The sequence below is a fragment of the Shewanella sp. 2_MG-2023 genome (assembly GCF_030548905.1).
Taxonomy (GTDB): domain Bacteria; phylum Pseudomonadota; class Gammaproteobacteria; order Enterobacterales; family Shewanellaceae; genus Shewanella; species Shewanella electrodiphila.
Map to the genome: position 1 here is coordinate 1 of NZ_JAUOSO010000025.1, position 20785 is coordinate 20785.

Consider the following 20785-nt stretch of genomic DNA (forward strand, 5'->3'; position numbering starts at 1 on the left):
TGGTTCTATCTACTCCCTCGGCTAGACTAAAATATCACTTCTTTTTACTAAAAAATCGTCTACCGCAGGTCAAGAACAGCTTATTAGCGAGAATTCCGATAAACACCCCTAGGCTACTTACCAATACTCAATCACTTTTCAGCTTAATTTATTAATAATTTTAATAACTTAACAGCCATCAAAATTTAAATCAATCGACTAAATAGTGGATAAAACCGAGAATTGAGATAACCGAGAATTATTTTGGGTCGTTATGTAAATATCCATATTAAAAAAGTTATTCATTTTCATAAGCTTAAGGCGTGATGATAATAGAAAGTGAGAATTTTCTTATTTACATAACGAGAAGCAAAGTTTGCATTTAAGCTACATTGACATATAACTGTATATACATACAGTTATGTGCCAGTAGGTTTTTTATGTCTTCATCGCCATTTATTGAATCTGTTAGAAAAGAATTACGGACTCGACGCTACAGTATAAAAACTGAGAAGGTTTACTTATTTTGGATTAAGGCATTTATTATATTTAATGACAAGAAACATCCGGATATCATGGGAAACCAAGAGATTGAGCGGTTTTTAAATCACTTAGCAGTCAATAAACAAGTTAGTGGCTCAACTCAAAATCAAGCATTATGCGCCATCATTTTTTTATATCGATATATTATTCAAAGAGAAATTATAGACTTAAAGTATTCATTCACTAAACGCGAAAAGGCAATGCCAACGGTGCTTACCCATGATGAAGCCAAGCTAATCATCTCTCAATTAACTGGGAAATACTGGCTAATCGCATCACTTTTATATGGTTGTGGGTTAAGAATAAATGAAGCGCTACAACTAAGAATCAAAGATATTAATTTAGACGATAGCACGCTATTCATTTTTAGAGGTAAAGGTAAGAAAGACCGTTACACATTACTACCTAAAACACTGAAATTTCATATTTCAGAACAAATTAGCCAAGTAAAAGCTAAACATACACAAGATTTATCTCAAGGGTTTGGGCTAACTTCCTTACCTCCAGCATTAATAAGAAAATATGGAAATGCAGCTAAAGACATTTCATGGCAGTATTTGTTTCCCTCTTCTACTCGGTGTACTCATCCCTACGATGGATATATTTGTCGTCATCATATTCATGAAACATCCTTTAGAAAACAGCTTAGAAAAGCGGTAATGACTACTAAGGTAGCAAAACAAGTCAAAGCACATACCTTTAGACACACATTTGCCACTCAACTATTACTTCAAGGTACTGATATTAGAACCGTTCAAGAACTATTAGGCCATACAGATCTAAAAACTACTGAGTTATATACTCACGTTATTGGAAGTCGTTTTAGCCATACGGTAAGCCCTGTTGATAGGTAGATTAGTAGATTGGCTAGTAGATAGACGAGAAGGTAGGCTAGTAGATAAATTACGACCATCAACACTCATTTCATTTACTCATTTCCACCTATATATTCCCACCTATTCATTTCATAAAAAAATGCCCAAGCTATAACCTAGCTTGGGCATTGATAGTACTTTAAATGTTGAAACTAGATTTTCAGCACTTTACTCAGTGGTAAATCACGATAACGTTTGCCTGAGGCAGCAAATATGGCATTGGTTAAACTCGGTGCCACGGGTGGCACGCCGGGTTCACCCACGCCTGCAGGCTTTGCATCTGACTCGACAATAATGGTTTCGATTTCAGGTGACTGGCCGATGCGTAGCAGTGGATAGTTATGGAAATTAGATTGCTCGACTTTACCGTCTTTATAACTAATTTCGCCCATCATCGCCAAACTTAAGCCGAATATGATGGCGCCTTCGGTTTGCGAATGTACCCTATCAGGGTTGACCACAGTGCCTGCGTCAATCGCCGCAATGCTTTTTAATACAGTCAACTTATCGCCGTCCATTTCAACTAATGTGGCTACTGCAACATAACTGACAAAGCTACGATGTACTGCAAAGCCCCAACCTTGATTGGCTTCGATTTTAGGCTGTTTTGCCATGGCCTTTTCTACTGCGTCAATCACACTTAAATAGCGGCCGATATCAATAGGGAAATCCTCTAAGGTTTCACCATAGTTACCGTATTTCACCACTTGGTTTTCAAGCTTTTCATGTCGCGGTTTGCCCAGCAGCTCACGCCACATACTAATACAAGGTTTACCTGCATTTACTGCAAGCTCATCGACAAAACTGCCGACACCAAAGCCATGCTGAATATTACACACTGAGCGCATCCAACCGATTCGTGAATGGGCAGTGGCTTTGACTGATTCAAGCTGAATTTGGCTTAAATTAAACGGCATATCAGAAAAGCCAAGGTCTAACTCCCCTGCTGATGGCATATCAACGCCTTCGGCAAAGGTTGAACTAATCGATGGGAAACCTGTGCGGGCAAGTAACGCCGTTGGCGCTTTATTGCCATCTAACTTAGCTTGGTAATGCTGCGCACTAATAGCATGGTAGTAACCGTTTTGAATTTCATCTTCGCGGCTCCATAGCAGTTTGACTGGTTTAGCGATTTTTTGTGATAACCACGCTGCCTCGGCGCTAAAGTCAGGTTTTGACTTGCGGCCAAAACCACCACCTAGCAAGGTGACATTCACTTTCACTTGCTCATCTTTTAAGCCTAAAACCCCAGCAACATTTTTCTGGGTGCTTTGCGGTGTTTGAGTTGATGCCCAAATTTCGCAGCCGTCTTTAGTCACTGATGCAGCTGCCGCTGGCGGCTCCATCATGGCATGGGTCAAATACGGCACGGTATAAACTGCTGATAAACTATTGTTGTCACTCCAATCACTGACTGATTCGCCCAATTGACGAATAACCGTACCTGACTCACCAACGCGTTTAACAAGCGCTGCTAAATCGGTATCCGAGTCATATTGACTGTTTGCAGAGTCTGTCCAGGTGATTTTTAGTGCTTTACGGCCTTGCAGCGCACTCCAGCTATTAGTAGCAATAACCGCAACACCACCAAGGGGCTGAAATAACGGCGCACCTTTTGATATCGGAATTTGAATCACATCCAATACCCCTGCCACTTTGCGAGCTGCGCTATCATCTAAAGTCGCTACATCGCTACCCAATACTGGTGGTCGAGTAATTGAGGCGTGTACCATACCTGCTACTTTTACATCAAAACCATATTCAGCTTTGCCGTTAAGCATATCGTCCATATCTACGATGGTGGGCGATTTTCCGATATGAGTAAATTTCGACGCTGGCTTTAACGCCACGCTATCAAGTGCTGGTGTTGTAAGTGCTGAGGCTGCAATGGCAAGCTCGCCAAATGACAGACTTTTACCATTAGTTTTATGATGAATCTTACCTGCTTTGGCATACACATCTGCCGGTGACACTTGCCACTGGTTAGCGGCTGCTTGCTCAAGCATGCTTCTTGCTGTTGCGCCCATTTGACGCATTTTTTGATAATGCTTACGGATACTGCGGCTACCATCGGTGTTTTGACTGCCATATTGCTCGTCAGCCAAACCTTGAACCACAACGATTTGATCCCACTCAGCTTCTAGCTCATCGGCTAAGACTTGTGGCACACCTGTTCTAATACCTTGCCCCATTTCAGAGCGGTGACAGGTTAAATACACCTTATTGTCTTCACCAATGGCGATAAAGATGTTCAGCTGCGCTTGCTTGCCTTGAGCAATTGCCATGGGACTCCACGCTAAGCCAGATGCGCCTAAGGCTAAGCCTCCGCCCACTGCGCCAAACAGTTTTAGCACGTTACGACGGCTAATGTTTTCAACTGCGGTAAATGTGGTCATGGTTATGCCTCCACTTTACTGTTTTCAGCAGCGGTATTAATTGCAGCTTTTATGCGAGGGTAAGTGCCACAGCGGCAAATATTACCCGACATGGCATCATCAATTTGCGCTTCAGACGGTTTGGCTGTGGTGTTAAGTAACGCAGCTGCAGACATAAGTTGCCCTGCTTGGCAGTAGCCACATTGCGGTACGTTATGTTTCTCCCATGCGGCTTTTAGCTTATCGGCTTCAAGCCCTTCAATGGTCGTTACTGACTTACCCGCCGCTTGTTTTATGCTGGTTAAGCAGCCGCGAACTGGCGCACCATCAATGTGGACGGTACACGCGCCGCAAAGGCCTGCACCGCAACCATATTTGGTGCCTGTTAAGCCTAAAATATCTCGCAGCGCCCATAAAATTGGCATATTTGGATCTGCATCTAAGGTGAAGCTTTTACCGTTCACTTCAAGTGTTTGCGTTTGTTGCGTCATCACTTACTCCTTGTTGGCCAACCACCAGCTAAGATCGGCTTGGGTATCAATATCAATGGCGGCTTGCTCTAACGGAAGTACGGCCAAGGTTTGATTAGTTAAATGTTGTTTTAATAGTTTTTTAGCCCCAGCATCACCTTCGAGCTGCTGAAGGGCATCAAAGTCTTCAGCTACAAATATCGCAGGTACACCCGGGTTTTGTTGATAATAAGCCGCTGTGGTTTGACCAAAAAGGCAAAACACACGGTATAGACTTAAATAATGTAAATGGGAAACAGCCACTTGATCTGCAAGGCTTAATAGCAAAGCGTCGGCTTTTTCGGCCTGGGCATATTTTGCCGCCATGGCGACCGAACTGGCGATGCCCGATTGCCAGTCTTTATTGATGAGTATCGGTGTATTCATTGGCACTAATGGCGATAACACATCGATATGACCGCCTAAGATAACGCAAGGTTTACCAATATCTATTTGCTCAGCCGCCTGGGTTAATTCCAATAGACTGTGAGTCAGTAAACTGTGGGGTAAAGCGTGTGGATCTGGGTCATTCACTTCTGGGCCTGATACTGTGGCAGCAAGCTTTGCACCATCAAATCGTGTGCTTTGACCTGCAGCCAACATCACGCTGACCACTTTAGGGGACTTAGATAAAAACGTCACTAGGACATCACCTTATCTAAACGGCTCAATTCTGCTTGCTTGCTAATGCGGTGATGTAACACGCCATGGCACTGAGATAAAATACTTAATGCCACAGAACTAGGCAGTTCACCGCCCAGTGCAAGCCCTGCAGGCGCTGAAAAGAAACCACTGAAATCTTGTTCTGTTAACTCAGCTAAGCCAAACACTTTATCCCGCCTATGCCCTGGACCTAACAATGCAATGTAATCAATATTGGTAGGCTGCAGCGCTTTAAGGGCGTCGCAGTCGAGGTCTAAGTTATGGTTCATCACCACTGCAGCATCGAGTTGAGTAAGCTCTTCTGTTTTCAATTGAGTAAGCGGTGTTTTATTGATTTTTGCAGCAGGAAAGTCATAGCTGCGCGCATAGGCGGAGCGACTATCGAATACGGTAATTTTCCAATCAAGCTCGGCAGCTATTGCGGCTAACGGCTGAGCATCTAACCCACCACCAAATATCCCCAGATGATAAGGCGCTCTCACAGGGACAGATAAATAATCTTGCCCATCTAATGATATCCGCTTTGTGATCTGTTTAGTGAGCTGCTGCGTTTTTGAGGAGGGTTCGAAGCTGTCATGTTTCGCAGCATTGGATGCAATGAATTTACCTGACATTTCTCCTGCATGACTCTTGTTGTCATTGAGAGATAATTGATAATGCCCCTGATTACCGCGGGTAAGTTGCTGATGAAGTTCTGGCAAACCAAGGTATTGGTTATCTGCCAGTAATGGCACCATCATGATATTAACAAGCCCACCACAACCGAGTTGGTAACTCGTATCGTTTTCGTCGGTGGCATCGTAGGTAATATGTGCAATGCGTTGAGTTTGGATCGCATCTTGAGCATGGCGACGTAAATCTGCCTCTAAACAGCCACCACTGAGCATTCCCAACGTTTTACCGAGTGGGTCAAACAACATGATAGCGCCCGCTTTGCGATAAGATGAACCTTCAACTGACGTGATGACAGCTAACGCCCATTCCAATTGCGGTTTTTCAGCCCATGAGTCGAGTAATGAAAGTAAGTGATGCGCCATAGTCCCTGCCTGCTAAATCAGTCCATAATTCACTTCTGTAGCAGCAATTTGTCCAGAGGGAGCATCAAATCGTTACCCAGTCGTAGCCCTCACATTTCAGCGAGGCTCAACATAAGCTAACAAAGGATGTCAATAATGCAAAGATTACTGGGAATTTAATGCTGTAACTCGAGGTGATATATCAATATAACTTGCCAGCGAGTCAAGCTACTCGCTGGTTTGCTAATATACGAAGGAAAGGATAAAAAATGTAACTGTTTATGCGAAACTGACTCGGTTGAACAAACTGTCTTAAGCGACTTTAATGTAAGCGGCTTTAATATAAGCGACTTTAATAAAAGCCAGTTTAATGTAAGCGATTAGGCCAACAACTGATCAGCAACAAATGGATTATGTTGACGTTCTTCTTCAAAGGTCGACATTGGGCCATGTCCGGGAATAAAGTTAACTTTCTCTCCTAATGGCCACAATTTTTGAGTAATTGAATTAATCAGTTGCTTATGATCAGACTGCGGGAAATCAGTGCGACCTATTGAGCTTCTAAACAAAACATCCCCTACCCAAGCAATTTGTGACTCAGACGAATGAAATACAATGTGTCCTGGTGTGTGTCCTGGGCAATGCAGCACTGATAACGTTTGCTCACCGACAGTGACATTATCACCTTCATTGAGATATTGCGTCGGTTCAAACGAGTCAATGTGCGGAAATCCGAAGTTTTGGCTCTGTTTAGCCAAACCTTCTAACCAAAACTTGTCAGCCACATGAGGGCCGATAATGGGAATATTAAGTTGATTAGCGAGAGTTTTAGCACCGCCAACATGGTCAATATGGCCATGGGTTAATAAAATTTTTTCTAATTTTAAGCCTAACTTACTGACTTCAGATACGATTCTGTCAATATCTCCGCCAGGATCAACCACTGCTGCAAGTTTGGTTTTGTCACACCAAATCACACTACAATTTTGCTGGAACGGGGTGACTGGAATGATTTGATATTTCATTGCTTATTTCCTTACAGTAGCAGGCGTTTGCTTTGAGCTTATTATGCTTCAAATAGCACAAAAAAGTTTGATCTATCTTTTAAATATTTATAAAAAACTCAGATTAGCCCTTACGTATGATGCAAAGTCGTAGCTTAAACTGCTAGTGCTGCGTTGCTAAAGGGAATATCAGCTTTAATTGACTCACGGTGAATAGACTTCTAGCTAGTGTAAATTTAAAGGAACATAAATTAGCTTTCGCTAACAAAACTTACACTGGTTGCGATAAGTTTTCATTGTGATCGATAGTTAAGCTTTCTACAATAGCCCCTTTCTAAGACTCTATTCACATCACAGGTACAGCATGCAAATGGACAGCATTCTTTCAGGTATTGTTTCCAAGAAACATTTTTTCTCGGTTCCGCTCAACTATAAGCAGCCAGAAGGGGAAAAAATCACCGTCTTTGCCCGTGAAATTGTCAGCACAGAAAACCAGCAAAAAGATCTCCCCTTTCTGGTTTATTTTCAAGGTGGCCCAGGATTTGGGGCTGTTAGACCGATTGAAAACTCAGGTTGGATTAAACGTGCGCTACAAGAATATCGAGTGATCTTGCTAGACCAACGCGGCACAGGGCTTTCAAGCCTTATCAACCACGCAACCCTTGAGCATTTATCTGTCGATGAACAAGTGGATTATGTCAGTCAATTTCGCGCTGATAATATCATTCGAGATGCTGAATTCATTCGCCTTAAATTAACCAACAATACCCAGTGGAGTATTTTAGGCCAAAGCTTTGGTGGTTTCTGCGTACTGCATTATCTATCTGCTGCACCTGATTCAATTAAAGAAGCCTTCATTACTGGTGGTATTCCGTCGTTAACCCGTCGAGCTGATGATGTTTATAAAGCCACTTACCAGCGAGTGATAAAAAAGAATAATGACTTTTATCACCGCTTTAAAGATGCTGAGCAATTAACCGCTGAATTAGCTGAGTTTATCGATAATAATCAGGTCACATTAGCCACAGGCGAACAGCTCACCGTTGAGATGTTGCAATTACTGGGTGTGAATATCGGTATGGAGCAAGGGCCTGAAGCCGTTTACTATTTATTAGAACAAGCCTTGATTGAAACAGGCTCAGGTAAACAGATTAATCCGCTTTTCTTACATCAATTTAGTCAATTTTTAGACTATAACACCAACCCTATTTTCGCTTTAATGCATGAGTCGATTTACTGCCAACAGTTCCATCAGCAAGGTGCAAATTGGTCTGCCCATCGTGTTAGAGAACAGTTCCAACAATTTAATTATCAGCGAGGACAACGTTTATTATTTACTGGCGAGATGATTTACCCGTGGATGTTTGAGCAATTTAATCAATTAAAACCTCTTAAAGCATTAGCAAATGCCATTGCCGAAAAAGCTGATTGGAGCAATTTATATGATGTTGATGTGCTGATGCAAAACACTGTTCCTGTCAGTGCTGCCATCTATAGCGAAGACATGTATGTCGATATGAACTACAGCCTAGAAACGGTGCAATTAGTTGATAACTTGAAATATTGGCTCACATCAGAATATGAGCACAATGGAATTCGTATCGATGGCGAGCGGGTGTTAGATAAGCTAATCTCATTGAATCGCCAAAAGAGTCTTAGATAATATAATATTTAAGCTAAAACCTGCTTGTGATCACAATATGAAAGGCTAATTTAATTTTCAGTTAAGTAAGAACGGGCATAATCTAGCCTGTTCCGCCCTTTATGTTGTGAACTAGTGAATTTTTTATGAGTAATCCTTAATTGAATTACTCATTTTTTTTGCCTCAAATTCAGTGGTCAATATGCTTTATTTCAACCATTCACCAACAAAGCTAAATTCCCTCATCGCTAGCTGGCTGCGGCCGCACCTTCAGTTTCATCGTTAGGTTTGTCACGAAGCGAGAAATAAATCTTCGATACCATAAATTCTGCAATCAAAATACCAAACACTAAAACAAAGAAAGCAACGATGCCGTCAAATGGGCCAGTAAAGGTAATACTGTCGCCGAAGGCTAAGTTAATGGCTTCAAGCATGATGATTTTCGAAAAGAACAAAATCGCCCAAGTACTTAGCGCGCGATAAACCTTAGGTGCAGTGCCAGGTTTACTTTTGAAGTAGTCAGCTAACTTATGTTCAAAGGCTATGGTTAGCTTTAACAGCAACTGCAACAGAATGGCGACTAATAATGAAATTGAGAAAGACGAGACACTAATATGTTGCCAGTACTCAGCAAGTAGATTTAACACCGTCAAATCGACTAAAACAGCGAGAGTATAACCAACAAAATAACGTTGGGGACTATTAAAACCATGCAAAGGTGTGGCAATACTGGTAGTTTCTGCTGACATTATAAACCTCTAATATATTGATACTTTATAAAAAAAGATTAATCACTCATTTATATTAACCACATTACAACAATACACAAACATATTACTGCATGAAGCACCTGACTAACTCATTCGAATAGCTGTTGGTTACAGCTATTCGTTTCAGCTGTTCGTTTCAGTCATTCAATCCAGTGCTTAAGCCGCTATATTATTTTACCCATTATTAAGCTAATACCTAAAAAGCGCCAAAGAAGCTTTTCAATGCTTTAAGCCTGAGTGTTGCGGCCCCTAACATATCAATCGGGCCTAGCAGTGAAAAAGGTTTCTCAGTAGAAATCCAGGCTGAGCCTCGTGCGCCAATCGGAATTTCAATGCCTTCTGGGTCGCTAAACTCAATCAGCACTGTTCGGCCAATATTTTTTGAGTTATTGACTAACTGCTGAGCAACGCCTTGTTCTTGACTGCCGTGACTGCCTCTTGCCTCCCCCGTAGCTAAAGATATTGAGTGAACTCGCCCTCTAAAAATGTGCCCAGGATATGCATCTACATAAAACTCGGCAAATTGACCTTGCTTTACTCGGTTCCATAGCTGATCGGGTATACGCATCTCAAGGATTTTAGTTTCAGTATTCCACAGTTGAATATTACCAATTCTTGACCCTGCTGCTGTATCAATACGTGTTACTGCGCCATCAAAAGGAGCGCGAATTTCTAGTTGGCTATTTTCAAACTCAGCTTGTTGTTGCTGGGCAACTAATGATTCACGATCAAATTTCATCGCATTTAACCTTGTTTGATACTTATCAATGTCTCGTTTAGCCACGACATTTTTAACTTGAGTTAACCTTGTTAAATCCTGCTCAGTTTGCGCTATATCAGCGTCTAAGCTATTAATCTCAGCTTCAATCTGGCGAAGGCTATTGGTTTCTTCATTATTCACCAAAGTGTAGAGTAACTGGCCTTCTTTAACTTTCTGATTATGCTTAACATAATACTTATCGATTGACTCTGTAATCGGGCTTAAAACCGCTGTTTGTGCTCTCACAACCGATGAATCAGTTAAGTCCACAGGAGAATAGAATCGATGAGCAAAGAACACTGCAAGGTTAATCAGCACACCTACAACAATCATAGAAATATAATTAGCCGTCGTGCGTTTTGCTAAGCCAGTTTTAATTAAAATCCAGCAAATAAGTACATATGGGTACAATAGTTCTTTCATTATGCTTGTCTCCCTATAGGGCCTGTTGATTTTTCAAGGTTATTTTTGCAACGAATTGTTGGCCATTTATACAAAGCAGAGACTTTGTGGTGTAGTGCTCTACATAAAAAGTCGATAATGCAGTAAAAATAGCCAACAAACGCTGCCCAAAGGGTTCGACTAAAAGCGTTTTACTCTTTGTTGAATGAATTTTGCTTAGATGACTAGGCATCAATCCATTCGCCTCAATTAAAACGCTTATATTTCGAACAAAACTTAATCTGCAAAGATCAACAGGCCCTAATCACTGCCGAAATTTTTTTCCAATCGGTGACAACAATTAAGATGGCAGCTATCCACAATTCATTGTAAAAAAAACCGATAGTACATAACCAGAAAATCAATTTTGCTTGCCCCGTATGTTCAGCATGCTTTTTGGGTAGAGAATGAAGTTTCCAGTAGCCCCAAATTGCTAAGCAAATAGTCACGACCAACATCATGGTTAATGCACCAATAAAGATTTCAGTGTCCAGCAACTTACCCTTTAACGCTGAAGTGGTAGTCCAATAATCCGCTGGAATATCTTTGTGGTGAACGGTAAAACCATTTGCTAGTAATACCGAGCCGCAAATGACCGCCAGCAGCGTCAATAAAATATAAAATTTTGTTTTATGGCGATTAAAAAAACCTGCTTTAGCATTAGCTGCAGAGGTATCAATAGACGAAGATATTTGTTCTGTCATAGCCTGCCTTATTTTGATGTTGTTGAATCATCTTGGTATGGCAGAAATTATAAGGAGAGAATCTACGGCAAAGTTACCATTTTACGCCACGCATTATTTAGTATCGAAATGAACAAAATCAGCCACAGTGACTCGAACTAGAAATGAGGAGTGAGGTGTTTGTAGTGAGTTATGAGTTATGAGTAGTGAGTAGTGAGTAATGAGTAATGAGTAATGAGTAATGAGTAATGAGTAATGAGCAGTGAGTAATGAGCAGTGAGTAATGAGCAGTGAGTAATGACTAACAGGAATTTAGCTAACGTGTCGTCATATAGAATATACAAGTATGAATGTTCGGTAATTAATCAGAAGATTAAAAATGGTCAACTTTCACGTTATCTAGCCAAATAGATTCAACTCGGTCTGCACGTTCTCGTAGAATGCCTAACTGGATAAACATATTCTCATCGTGTGCCACAAGCGTTTGCAGGGTTAAATGTACTTGAGGCAGATTATTTATCGCCATCATTATGCGACCTTCAGTCATCGACCAGTATGTTTCTAATGTCACCGTATACCAAGTATTAGCTTTAATATCGTCAAGATACCACAAGGCTTGCTTAGTATTAGGTTGCGCAGCTTCGCCATCTATAAAAACTGATTTTGCGATATTAGAAACCAAACTCATGCGTGAACCATTAAGCTGTAAACGATAGCTTTGCCGGTAGGTTTTATCTGACTCCCAGTAAGCAATCTGATGGGTATCTTCACTAAATAGTTGAGGTAGTAGAAATTGCCAGCTAACAGTGGTTGTTTGACCTGGGCGAGTATGGGTGGGTTTATGTTGTAGTTCTACTCGGTTAAGTGCTTCAATCCCACGCCATAGATAAGATTGTTCACCTTTAATTGTTAATAATGCACCGTAATTTGAACTAGGTTCACTCGTAATATCTGAAATTGATTCTGAATTAATCAGATTTAACCCTGCAGGCTTAGGAAGAATATTGATGCCTTGTGGGTGAAGCACGTATGACCAATTATCTAGATTCAATTCAGCAAATGTTTCTTGCCAAACTCCAGCCGACCAACAAATGTTACTCATCAATACACTTAAGATGACTAAAGTTGATTTAATAAAAAAGTGAACGCCTTGCTGCATGTAACTCATCCATAAATTTCATTTAAGCTCAGGAGTAATAATTTAACTAAGCACATACTTCCGATTGAATAAGTTAATTTAAGCTAATTAGCGGTTTTTTTCGATACTCGCTTAGTGGTATTTTTTATCGTTTTATTGCCAGAAGAGGAAGAAGACGCTTTTCTTTTATAACCACTGCTTTTTGTACTACTGCCTCTTGAACTACTGCTGCGACGCTTTTTATAACCAGGGCCTGTGACACCTGACAGAGCACTAGGTAATTGATTCGCTGCTTGAGTAATCAAGTCATTCAACTGGTTTAGCAAAGGAGACATAAATGCATCATAGCGTAATTGCTTTTGACTAATGGCATCCAGGCTACTTTCCCATAATGCGGTCATATCCGGTGTTGTGGCTGACTCTGGTAATGAGTTCACCAGACCAATACCCACAGGAGTTGCTACAATCGATTTACCTTGGCGCTGCAAATAACCGCGTTTAAACAGTAATTCAATAATCCCCGCACGGGTGGCCTCAGTGCCTAAGCCATCAGTATCTTTAAGGATTTTTTTAACGTCTTTGTTGGTCACAAAGCGGTTGATACCCGTCATCGCACCCAATAACGTCGCATCAGTGAAATGCTTAGGCGGTTGAGTCACCTTTTCAAGAAGCTCACCCTGAGTGCAATGTAACGACTGACCTTGAGTGAGTGCTGGTAAGGTCGCCAGTTCATCATCATCCTTTTTAGTCGTATCGCTTGCAGCAAACAGCTGTTTCCAACCTAACGAGGTTTCTTGCTTGGCCTTGGTGGTAAACAAACCGCCTGCAATAGTCACTTCTACCTGAGTTTCATCGTATAAGTAAGCCTTATAGAACTGGGCTAAATATTGCCTTGCAATATGTGAATATAACTTGGCTTCTTTACTGGATAAATTGGCCAAATTAGTGACTTTTTCTGTTGGTACAATCGCGTGATGAGCATCGACTTTTTTGTCATCCCACGCTTTGGATTTAAGTTTGCTATTTGGTGAATCCGCTTTTGCAGTTAGTGACGGATCATTTTTGGATATTGCATTAATAACTTGCGGCGCTAAACCATGTTGCTCAACCGGCAAATAACGGCTATCAGAACGTGGGTAAGTAATCAGTTTATGGCGTTCATACAAGCTTTGACACGTATCTAACACGTCCTTGGCGCTCATCCCAAAACGCTTTGCAGCGTCAATTTGCAACGCAGATAAACTGTAAGGTAATGGTGGGTTTTGACGTTTACTCTTAGCTTCCAGTTTTGTGACTTCTGCAGGTTGATTAGTGATACGGCCAACCACATTTTCCGCAAGCCCTTTAGCCAGCACTCGCCCTTCTTCATCCATGTAGGGCTGACAGGCTTCACTGGGTTTCCATTTAGCCGGAAAGGTTTGATTTTCTTGAGTGATAAGATGAGCTAACACATCGTAAAACGGTTTTGGCACAAAATGAGCAATTTCTTCGTCACGTCTAACAACTAAACCAAGCACTGGCGTCTGCACCCGACCGACCGACAAAACCCCTTGATAACCGACCTTTCTACCTTGAATGGTATATGCACGAGTCATATTCATGCCGTATAACCAATCAGCGCGACTACGCGCCAGCGCTGAAGTTGAAAGCGGCACAAACTCTTTATTACTGCGCATTTGGTTTAATGCTCTTTTCACTGCAGAGGGGTTTAAGTCGCTGATGAGTAGCCGCTGAGTTTGGCTAATCTTATCGGCTTTAATACCAGAATGGGATATCACTTCATCAACCAGTAATTGCCCTTCTCTATCAGGATCGCCTGCGTTAACCAGACTTGATGCCTGTTTTATCAGTTTTTTTAATGTGCTTAGCTGAGAGCGTGTTTTTGATTTAGGTTTTAACTTCCATTGTTGTGGCACAATTGGCAAGTGAGCTAATTGCCACGACTTATAAGCGGGATCATAAGCGTCGGGTTCTGCTTGTTCTAATAAATGTCCCACGCACCAAGACACGCAATCACCATTGGCTGTCATGATGTAACCATCACCTTTTTTGTGAGGCTTAGGTAATACATCGGCTATGGCACGACCTAAGCTAGGCTTTTCGGCAATATAAAGGATCATTTAGTTCAAACCATCAAAAATCGTTAAAGCACTTTTAAGCAGGCTTTTTCATCAGAATTAGTTTACTGTATATAATTACAGTACATTTTAATAGTCATTCAAGAAATAATTTATCAAAAACAATAAATGAATATAAATAACTCGTGTCGAACACCAGATAACATTTATAAAGCAAATCTAACTAACTCTCGCGCTAACGCGTGCCAATTATTGTAGTAAATTTTCATAATCGATTTATAAACAATATAAATTAGCTCCAATAGCCATACAATTGACTTATTTAGCCTCTTTAAACAATCAAATCATCTTCCCCCTGCTTGATTAAAGCTGGAATAAAGTTGATCCAGATCATGATTGCGAACAAATTCTTGAGATAGTTTTAGTTAACGCAGAAAATGAGGTCAGGAGCCCGTTATGGAATTGAAGCAATGTGAGAAGTGCTATACCGACGTTTGTGTTAACGGTAAATGGTTTCACCATGACCACTTAACAACCAGTGCTTATATGCTAAATGGCGGTTCGCCTGAAATGATTGAGCTGGCTAAAATGCCAACAACTGAAACTGAACTTGTGGATATGCTCACCTGCGTATTTTAAATGTCGGTGATAGCTTAAAGGGTGTATTAACACGCATTACATCTATCAGGATTAAAAGACTTACACCGTTGCGTTAACACTTAAGTCAATGGCATAAAAAAAAGCAGTGCTTGCACTGCTTTTTTATGTCTTGTCATCACCACATCTCAGTGAGCCATCAAGTGCGACTTAAGCCAATTCTTGATTAAAAAATGCAATGGTTCTGTCCCAAGCAAGCTTTGCATTCGCTTCATCAAAGCGTGATGTAGAGTCATTATGAAATCCATGCTTGGCATTCTTATACATGTGCATTTGGTATGGCACATTTAACCGCTTTAAGTCAGCTTCATAATCTGGCCAAGATTTATTAACCCGTTCATCTTCTTCACCAAGTTGTACCATCAATGAGGCTTTAATATTTTCTCGGAGTTCTTTCTTAGCGGGTGTTCCATAAAAAGGCACGCCTGCGGTAAGCAAATCAGATTCGACTGCAGCAAGATAATTGACGATATAGCCACCAAAACAAAAACCTACAGCGCCGAGTTTTCCATTACTGTTTTCATGAGATTTTAAAAACTTTGCTGCAGCGACAAAATCTTGTTGGATTTTATCGCGATCCATAGATTTTTGCATCGCTCGGCCTTCATCATCATTACCTGGGTATCCACCCAGAGGATAAAGTGCATCGGGTGCGAAGGCGATAAAACCTGCTTTAGCTAAACGGCGTGCAACATCTTTAACGTAAGGGTTTAAGCCTCGGTTTTCGTGTATGACTAACACCACAGGTAAAGAAACTGCAGTTTTGTTTGAATCAACATTAGCGGGAACAACTAAATACCCTTGGCCTTCGCCATGGCCTAATGGAGATGTAAACTTTTCATAAGTGGCCTTAATGTCAGCATCATTAAACGACACCTGCTCAGCCAGTGCGTAATTTGGCAGCAAAGCTGAGGTGAGTACAGTCATGGAATAACCGACTGCGACTAAGGTACCTAGTTTCTTCATGAAGGTTCGACGATCCATGCCACCGTGGGCATATTCATCGTACCAATCAAATGCTTCTTGTGGGATATCATCTCGAAGTGGCTGAGACATTGTCTTTCCTCCATTTTGAATCATTTAAGATTGAGTTTCTTTGACTAACCTAGGGGAGGAAAAGCACAATGTAAATAGTTTGTCGTACAAATAGTAAATGATTGATTTACTTGAGAAGCTATTTTATATCTTTCTCAATACCGTATATATCTTCATCAATGGTCTCGATACGAGCTTCGAATATGGCTCGTGCATCATGTAAGCCACGGTTATAAAAGTGCGCACCAATATTACTGGCAAAGAAATCCAATAAAAATTCGGCATCGAACTGACCTAAATCTTGGTCTAGTTCATCTTCAAAATAGGTTTGAATTTTTTGCACCATCAGTTCGCGCTGTTCTGCAGTAAACTCAATTTTAGACATTAATAATCACTCCATATATCAATCGTTTATTGATTCAAATAAAAAAGCCAGCTTGCGCTGGCTTTCAATAACACACAAATCTGTCATTTCACTTTATGGATGACAAACGTTATGCATTTCTAAGTTAGTGCCGATATCTTTGCTGTTGGCTTTAGCATCATCGTTACGTAACTGAGTTAAGTGATCTAAGTAAGCTTGATCAACATCATTAGTAATATATTGACCATCAAACACTGAAGTTTCAAAACGTTTAATGTCTGGATTTTCCATACCGACAGCATCGACCAAGTCAGTTAAGTCCTGGAAGATAATGCCATCAGCGCCGATGATTTTTGCAATCTCGTCAGCATCACGGCCGTGAGCAATGAGCTCATTGGTCGTTGGCATATCGATACCGTACACGTTAGGGAAACGAATTTCAGGTGCTGCTGAAGCAAAGTACACTTTCTTCGCGCCAGCTTCACGTGCCATTTCAATAATCTGCTCTGAAGTGGTACCACGTACGATAGAGTCATCGACTAACAATACGTTTTTACCTTTAAACTCAGTATTAATGGCGTTGAGTTTACGACGTACTGACTTCTTACGCTCTTGTTGACCTGGCATGATGAACGTACGGCCAATGTAACGGTTCTTCACGAAACCTTGACGGTAAGGAAGCTCCATACAGCGTGCGATTTCTAATGCGATATCACATGAGGTTTCAGGAATTGGAATAACCACGTCAATGTCATGATCTTCCCATTCTTTTTGAATTTTAGCGCCTAGTTTTGCGCCCATGTTTACGCGACTGCCGTAAACTGAAATTTTATCCATCGCAGAATCTGGACGAGCAAAATATACGAACTCGAAAATACACGGTGCATAGCTTGGGTCTACTGCACATTGGCGAGTAAATAGCTGACCATCTAATGAAATATAAATCGCTTCACCCGGTGCAACATCACGCATGACTTCAAAGCCAACAGCGTCTAATGCAACACTTTCTGATGCCACCATGTATTCAGTACCCGTTGGTGTTTCATGCTTACCTAACACTAACGGACGAATGCCAAATGGGTCGCGAAATGCCACTAAGCCTTGACCAATGATCATTGCAGCTACGGCGTAAGCACCACGAGTTTGCGCGTGCACTTTAGCAACAGCGTCAAATACTTCATCGGCACTTAAGGTTAAACTGCGAGTCTCTTGAAGCTCATCAGCAAGTAGGTTTAATAACACTTCAGAATCTGAGGTGGTGTTAACATGACGACGTTTTTTCACTAAGCTTTCAGCTAACTCAACTGTATTGGTTAAGTTACCGTTATGGGCTAATGAAATACCAAACGGTGAATTAACATAAAACGGCTGCGCTTCTGAAGCACTTGAGCTACCCGCAGTTGGATAACGAACGTGTCCAATACCTGCTTTGCCTTGCAGGCGCTGCATATGTTTCACTTCGAAAACGTCTTTAACTAATCCATTTGCCTTACGTAAACGAAACGCACTCTTGTCAACAGTCACAATACCTGCTGCATCTTGACCACGGTGCTGAAGCACGGTCAATGCATCATAAATGGTTTGATTAACCGATGACTGACCAACTATTCCGACGATACCACACATGGGTAAGCTTCCTCATTGTAAGATGTTTTATATTTATATTTTGGGTACAAAGCTAGATGTGTTTTCCAAGTAGTCAAAAAACCACTGAATAACGACACCAAATTGGGGTACAAGTTCTGACTCTTTCCACCAGTCTTGACTTGGTGAACCAGTAAAAGCATCCAGAAAAAATAAGATAGCGCTGACAATTAATGCCCCGCGAAGCGCACCGAAACACAAGCCTAAGACTCGATCGGTGCCTGATAAACCGGTTTTAGAAACCAGTTGACCTAATAAATAATTAACTAATGCGCCCAAGATAAGCGTGGCGACAAATAACACGGCGATGGCAACACCATTGCGGGTCATTTCATCGTTCATTTGGGTTAAATGAACGGCTAAGTCTTGATAGAATTGGCTGGCAATAAAGAAGGCAGCGAACCATACCACTAAAGACATGGCTTCTTTGGCAAATCCGCGGATCAAACTGATGACAGTTGATAAGCCGATGACGATGAGAATAGCGTAATCAATCCAAACCATTGAGATGGGGATCCGGTATAGATGTTAAGACGGCGCGATTCTAACAGAGACAGAAAACTTTCTCACCAACTGCTAGATAAATTGACTTTGCGCTGTACCAAACAATAGTGAATAGTTAGTTTTCTAGGGGATTGTATTGAACAATTTTGCCTTGAAGACCATTTAGTTTATTGATTTTTTTCTGGTATGTTTTGAGTTTTTCAGCAGAAAGTTCAGGCCCTACGAATACCTTTGTTAGCGAGCCATCTATCGGTTTAGCTGGCAAGGTATATGCGGTAAAACCATTTTGTCTGAGTTTTTTGACTAACTCTTCAACATTTTTAGCATTATTAAAGCCGCCAAGTTGTAAGGTATAACCCGCTTTAATAGGCTCGACTTTTTTAACTTCTGGCTTTGCTTTAGCGACTTGTACAGGTGTTGATGTCGCAGATGCTGCTTTGGCACTCGTTGATGCATTTTTATCTGAGGACGTTCTATCAGAGGCAGTAGTGGCAGCTGGAGTGACTTTTTCAGACGAATCTTCAGAGGCTCCTAAGTCTTGAGTTTGGGCAATTTCTTCCACTTCAAATGTTTCAGGTGTGTAGCCTTCGCCAATGACATCGCTGGTTTGCTCATTAATCACTGGGCGCAGCGGAATTTCGGTAAACTCTTCGATTTCACGTTGTTTTTTGCCATCGAGCAAGTCAGGTAAAAAAATCACCCCAAGCGCTACGATAACAACCGTTCCCACTAATCGGTTTTGAAATTGAGCAGACAAATGTTTATTTCCTTTATAAAATTTTGCTAAAGCCAGCCACAGTGTAAAATGAGCCAAAAACAATTACCACATCATCTGCAGTAATATTTGCACTGACACTTTGCCAAGCTTGATCTATCGAATCAAACTGAAATGCCTTCACAGCAGTTGTATTGGTTGCGTTATTAGCTGCAAGGCAACTTGCCAGTGTATTGGCATCTAAACCGCGCTCAACATCTAAGCTAGTAAAGTACCACTCATCCACAGTATCGTTAAGCTCTGTAAGCACTGCTGATGCATCTTTATCTTTTAGCATGCCGCACAAAGCAATAATGCGAGCCGGCTTATATTGTTGCAATTGAGACGCTAAATACTTTGCCGCATGGGGATTATGAGCAACGTCAACTAACACTCTTGGCGAATCTGACACTTGTTCTAATCGGCCTGATAACCTTGCTGTGGCAATGCCTGTAGTGATAGCTGCAGTACTGATTTCAGGCCAAGTTTGTTCTATCACAGCGATGGCCGTAGCAGCATTGGCTAATGGTAACTTAGGTAAAGTGAGTGAATTTATTGCGCCATTTTTACCGCTAAATTGCCATTTATCACCGTTAAGATGATAACTAAAGTCTTTATTCACCTGATAAACATTCGCGCTAATTTCAGCTGCGTAATCCAATACCGTATGCGGTACGTCGGGCTCGCCAATAACGGCTAAACGATGACGTCTAAAGACACCTGCTTTTTCACGGCCAACGAGTTCTCGGGTATCACCAAGGTACTCTTGATGGTCGATATCAATTGAGGTAATCACACAAGCATCGGCATCGATAATGTTAGTGGCGTCTAAACGTCCGCCTAAGCCAACTTCGAGTAACACCACATCAGGTTTCGTTTGTTTAAAAATATATAAACCTGCAAGTGTGGCGTATTCAAAAAAGCTTAATGAAATTTCTGTTTGTTGCGGCTGACTTCTAGCTTGTTCAATCGCTGTGAAAGCGGCAATTAACTGCTCATCTGATACATCTTTATGATTAAGACGTACTCGTTCATTGAAGTGAACTAAATGAGGCGAGCTATACACGCCAACCGTTTTACCAGCTTGCAATAACACTGACTCAATCATGGCACAAGTGGTGCCTTTGCCGTTTGTGCCTGCGACCGTGATTACCGTTGAGTTAAGGTGTAACAGGTCTAATCGTTGTGCCACTTCAGTGACGCGCGTTAAGCCCATTTCTATTTCAGTTGGATGAATAGAAAGTAAATAATCTAACCATTGAGACAAATTTGCCTCTTTTGCTGGGGCCGATATAGCTTGATTGCTATTCACTGAAACCATGTTATTCCTTAACGCAACAATGCTTATTTG

Annotated in this window: 19 protein-coding genes and 1 pseudogene; 3 read left to right on the plus strand and 17 right to left on the minus strand. The window is 41.3% G+C overall.

The window, feature by feature from the left end:
* The first annotated feature begins 419 nt into the window (after positions 1 to 419).
* Positions 420 to 1376: an integron integrase gene (locus tag Q4600_RS19400; RefSeq protein WP_303518015.1), complete on the plus strand. Its 957-nt coding sequence runs from the start codon at positions 420 to 422 to the stop codon at positions 1374 to 1376.
* Between the two features lie 173 nt (positions 1377 to 1549).
* Here Q4600_RS19400 and Q4600_RS19405 read toward each other — a convergent pair whose 3' ends face one another.
* The 5 genes from Q4600_RS19405 to Q4600_RS19425 all read right to left on the minus strand — a co-directional run bounded on the left by Q4600_RS19405 (position 1550) and on the right by Q4600_RS19425 (position 6985).
* The gene (locus tag Q4600_RS19405; protein WP_303518013.1) at positions 1550 to 3793 is read right to left on the minus strand and encodes a molybdopterin cofactor-binding domain-containing protein; all 2244 of its coding nucleotides are present in this window, start codon (positions 3791 to 3793) and stop codon (positions 1550 to 1552) included.
* 2 nt (positions 3794 to 3795) lie between these two features.
* Entirely contained in the window at positions 3796 to 4263 is a 468-nt protein-coding gene (locus tag Q4600_RS19410) for a (2Fe-2S)-binding protein (protein ID WP_102527157.1), read from the minus strand.
* A 3-nt stretch (positions 4264 to 4266) separates the two neighbouring features.
* Entirely contained in the window at positions 4267 to 4923 is a 657-nt protein-coding gene (locus Q4600_RS19415) for a nucleotidyltransferase family protein (protein ID WP_303518007.1), read from the minus strand.
* The gene (locus Q4600_RS19420; protein WP_303518004.1) at positions 4923 to 5981 is read right to left on the minus strand and encodes an XdhC family protein; all 1059 of its coding nucleotides are present in this window, start codon (positions 5979 to 5981) and stop codon (positions 4923 to 4925) included. Before Q4600_RS19420 ends, Q4600_RS19415 begins: the two co-directional genes overlap by 1 nt.
* A gap of 359 nt (positions 5982 to 6340) precedes the next feature.
* The gene (locus tag Q4600_RS19425; protein ID WP_102527160.1) at positions 6341 to 6985 is read right to left on the minus strand and encodes an MBL fold metallo-hydrolase; all 645 of its coding nucleotides are present in this window, start codon (positions 6983 to 6985) and stop codon (positions 6341 to 6343) included.
* 343 nt (positions 6986 to 7328) lie between these two features.
* On the opposite strand from Q4600_RS19425, the gene Q4600_RS19430 reads away from it, so the two are divergent.
* A complete protein-coding gene (locus Q4600_RS19430; RefSeq protein ID WP_303518001.1) occupies positions 7329 to 8627 on the plus strand; it encodes an alpha/beta fold hydrolase in 1299 nt (432 codons plus the stop codon).
* Positions 8628 to 8854: 227 nt separating this feature from the next.
* On the opposite strand, the gene Q4600_RS19435 is transcribed toward Q4600_RS19430, so the two are convergent.
* From Q4600_RS19435 to Q4600_RS19460, 6 genes and pseudogenes are all read right to left on the minus strand, one after another.
* Positions 8855 to 9355, minus strand: a complete 501-nt coding sequence (locus Q4600_RS19435; protein WP_102527162.1) for a hypothetical protein — start codon at positions 9353 to 9355, stop codon at positions 8855 to 8857.
* A 217-nt stretch (positions 9356 to 9572) separates the two neighbouring features.
* Positions 9573 to 10559, minus strand: coding sequence for an HlyD family secretion protein (locus Q4600_RS19440; protein ID WP_303517998.1), 987 nt, complete (start codon positions 10557 to 10559; stop codon positions 9573 to 9575).
* A pseudogene (locus Q4600_RS19445) lies at positions 10559 to 10770 on the minus strand (hypothetical protein). The gene Q4600_RS19440 and the pseudogene Q4600_RS19445 overlap by 1 nt, the downstream one beginning before the upstream one ends.
* A 58-nt stretch (positions 10771 to 10828) precedes the next feature.
* Entirely contained in the window at positions 10829 to 11281 is a 453-nt protein-coding gene (locus tag Q4600_RS19450) for a hypothetical protein (RefSeq protein ID WP_303517995.1), read from the minus strand.
* 352 nt (positions 11282 to 11633) lie between these two features.
* Positions 11634 to 12419, minus strand: a complete 786-nt coding sequence (locus Q4600_RS19455; protein WP_303517992.1) for a heparin lyase I family protein — start codon at positions 12417 to 12419, stop codon at positions 11634 to 11636.
* Positions 12420 to 12502: 83 nt separating this feature from the next.
* The gene (locus tag Q4600_RS19460) at positions 12503 to 14518 is read right to left on the minus strand and encodes a DNA topoisomerase III (RefSeq protein ID WP_303517989.1); all 2016 of its coding nucleotides are present in this window, start codon (positions 14516 to 14518) and stop codon (positions 12503 to 12505) included.
* 414 nt (positions 14519 to 14932) lie between these two features.
* Here Q4600_RS19460 and Q4600_RS19465 point away from each other — a divergent pair, with 414 nt between their 5' ends.
* Positions 14933 to 15115, plus strand: coding sequence for a hypothetical protein (locus tag Q4600_RS19465; RefSeq protein ID WP_102527167.1), 183 nt, complete (start codon positions 14933 to 14935; stop codon positions 15113 to 15115).
* Positions 15116 to 15283: 168 nt separating this feature from the next.
* On the opposite strand, the gene Q4600_RS19470 is transcribed toward Q4600_RS19465, so the two are convergent.
* The 6 genes from Q4600_RS19470 to folC form a co-directional block, all read right to left on the minus strand.
* Complete coding sequence (locus Q4600_RS19470; RefSeq protein ID WP_303517986.1) at positions 15284 to 16189, minus strand: dienelactone hydrolase family protein; 906 nt, start codon at positions 16187 to 16189, stop codon at positions 15284 to 15286.
* 118 nt (positions 16190 to 16307) lie between these two features.
* Positions 16308 to 16553 (minus strand): DUF2164 domain-containing protein, encoded by a 246-nt coding sequence (locus Q4600_RS19475; protein ID WP_102527169.1) that lies wholly within the window; start codon positions 16551 to 16553, stop codon positions 16308 to 16310.
* A gap of 93 nt (positions 16554 to 16646) precedes the next feature.
* Positions 16647 to 18158: an amidophosphoribosyltransferase gene (gene purF, locus Q4600_RS19480; RefSeq protein WP_303517983.1), complete on the minus strand. Its 1512-nt coding sequence runs from the start codon at positions 18156 to 18158 to the stop codon at positions 16647 to 16649.
* Positions 18159 to 18191: 33 nt separating this feature from the next.
* Positions 18192 to 18680 carry a CvpA family protein gene (locus Q4600_RS19485; protein WP_102527171.1) on the minus strand — a complete coding sequence of 163 codons (489 nt, stop codon included), beginning with the start codon at positions 18678 to 18680 and terminating at the stop codon, positions 18192 to 18194.
* Between the two features lie 115 nt (positions 18681 to 18795).
* Positions 18796 to 19437, minus strand: a complete 642-nt coding sequence (dedD, locus tag Q4600_RS19490) for a cell division protein DedD (RefSeq protein ID WP_102527172.1) — start codon at positions 19435 to 19437, stop codon at positions 18796 to 18798.
* Between the two features lie 13 nt (positions 19438 to 19450).
* Positions 19451 to 20755: a bifunctional tetrahydrofolate synthase/dihydrofolate synthase gene (gene folC, locus Q4600_RS19495; protein WP_102527173.1), complete on the minus strand. Its 1305-nt coding sequence runs from the start codon at positions 20753 to 20755 to the stop codon at positions 19451 to 19453.
* Positions 20756 to 20785 lie beyond the last annotated feature (30 nt).

What these genes read in the sequence shown, in the direction of transcription:
- Q4600_RS19460 (WP_303517989.1), bottom strand. Translation starts at nt 14,518, where the DNA reads ATGATCCTTTATATTGCCGAAAAGCCTAGCTTAGGTCGTGCCATAGCC.
- Q4600_RS19405 (WP_303518013.1), bottom strand. Translation starts at nt 3,793, where the DNA reads ATGACCACATTTACCGCAGTTGAAAACATTAGCCGTCGTAACGTGCTA.
- Q4600_RS19410 (WP_102527157.1), bottom strand. Translation starts at nt 4,263, where the DNA reads ATGACGCAACAAACGCAAACACTTGAAGTGAACGGTAAAAGCTTCACC.
- Q4600_RS19450 (WP_303517995.1), bottom strand. Translation starts at nt 11,281, where the DNA reads ATGACAGAACAAATATCTTCGTCTATTGATACCTCTGCAGCTAATGCT.
- Q4600_RS19485 (WP_102527171.1), bottom strand. Translation starts at nt 18,680, where the DNA reads ATGGTTTGGATTGATTACGCTATTCTCATCGTCATCGGCTTATCAACT.
- Q4600_RS19475 (WP_102527169.1), bottom strand. Translation starts at nt 16,553, where the DNA reads ATGTCTAAAATTGAGTTTACTGCAGAACAGCGCGAACTGATGGTGCAA.
- purF (WP_303517983.1), bottom strand. Translation starts at nt 18,158, where the DNA reads ATGTGTGGTATCGTCGGAATAGTTGGTCAGTCATCGGTTAATCAAACC.
- Q4600_RS19440 (WP_303517998.1), bottom strand. Translation starts at nt 10,559, where the DNA reads ATGAAAGAACTATTGTACCCATATGTACTTATTTGCTGGATTTTAATT.
- Q4600_RS19435 (WP_102527162.1), bottom strand. Translation starts at nt 9,355, where the DNA reads ATGTCAGCAGAAACTACCAGTATTGCCACACCTTTGCATGGTTTTAAT.
- Q4600_RS19455 (WP_303517992.1), bottom strand. Translation starts at nt 12,419, where the DNA reads ATGCAGCAAGGCGTTCACTTTTTTATTAAATCAACTTTAGTCATCTTA.
- Q4600_RS19420 (WP_303518004.1), bottom strand. Translation starts at nt 5,981, where the DNA reads ATGGCGCATCACTTACTTTCATTACTCGACTCATGGGCTGAAAAACCG.
- folC (WP_102527173.1), bottom strand. Translation starts at nt 20,755, where the DNA reads ATGGTTTCAGTGAATAGCAATCAAGCTATATCGGCCCCAGCAAAAGAG.
- Q4600_RS19465 (WP_102527167.1), top strand. Translation starts at nt 14,933, where the DNA reads ATGGAATTGAAGCAATGTGAGAAGTGCTATACCGACGTTTGTGTTAAC.
- Q4600_RS19470 (WP_303517986.1), bottom strand. Translation starts at nt 16,189, where the DNA reads ATGTCTCAGCCACTTCGAGATGATATCCCACAAGAAGCATTTGATTGG.
- Q4600_RS19425 (WP_102527160.1), bottom strand. Translation starts at nt 6,985, where the DNA reads ATGAAATATCAAATCATTCCAGTCACCCCGTTCCAGCAAAATTGTAGT.
- Q4600_RS19400 (WP_303518015.1), top strand. Translation starts at nt 420, where the DNA reads ATGTCTTCATCGCCATTTATTGAATCTGTTAGAAAAGAATTACGGACT.
- Q4600_RS19430 (WP_303518001.1), top strand. Translation starts at nt 7,329, where the DNA reads ATGCAAATGGACAGCATTCTTTCAGGTATTGTTTCCAAGAAACATTTT.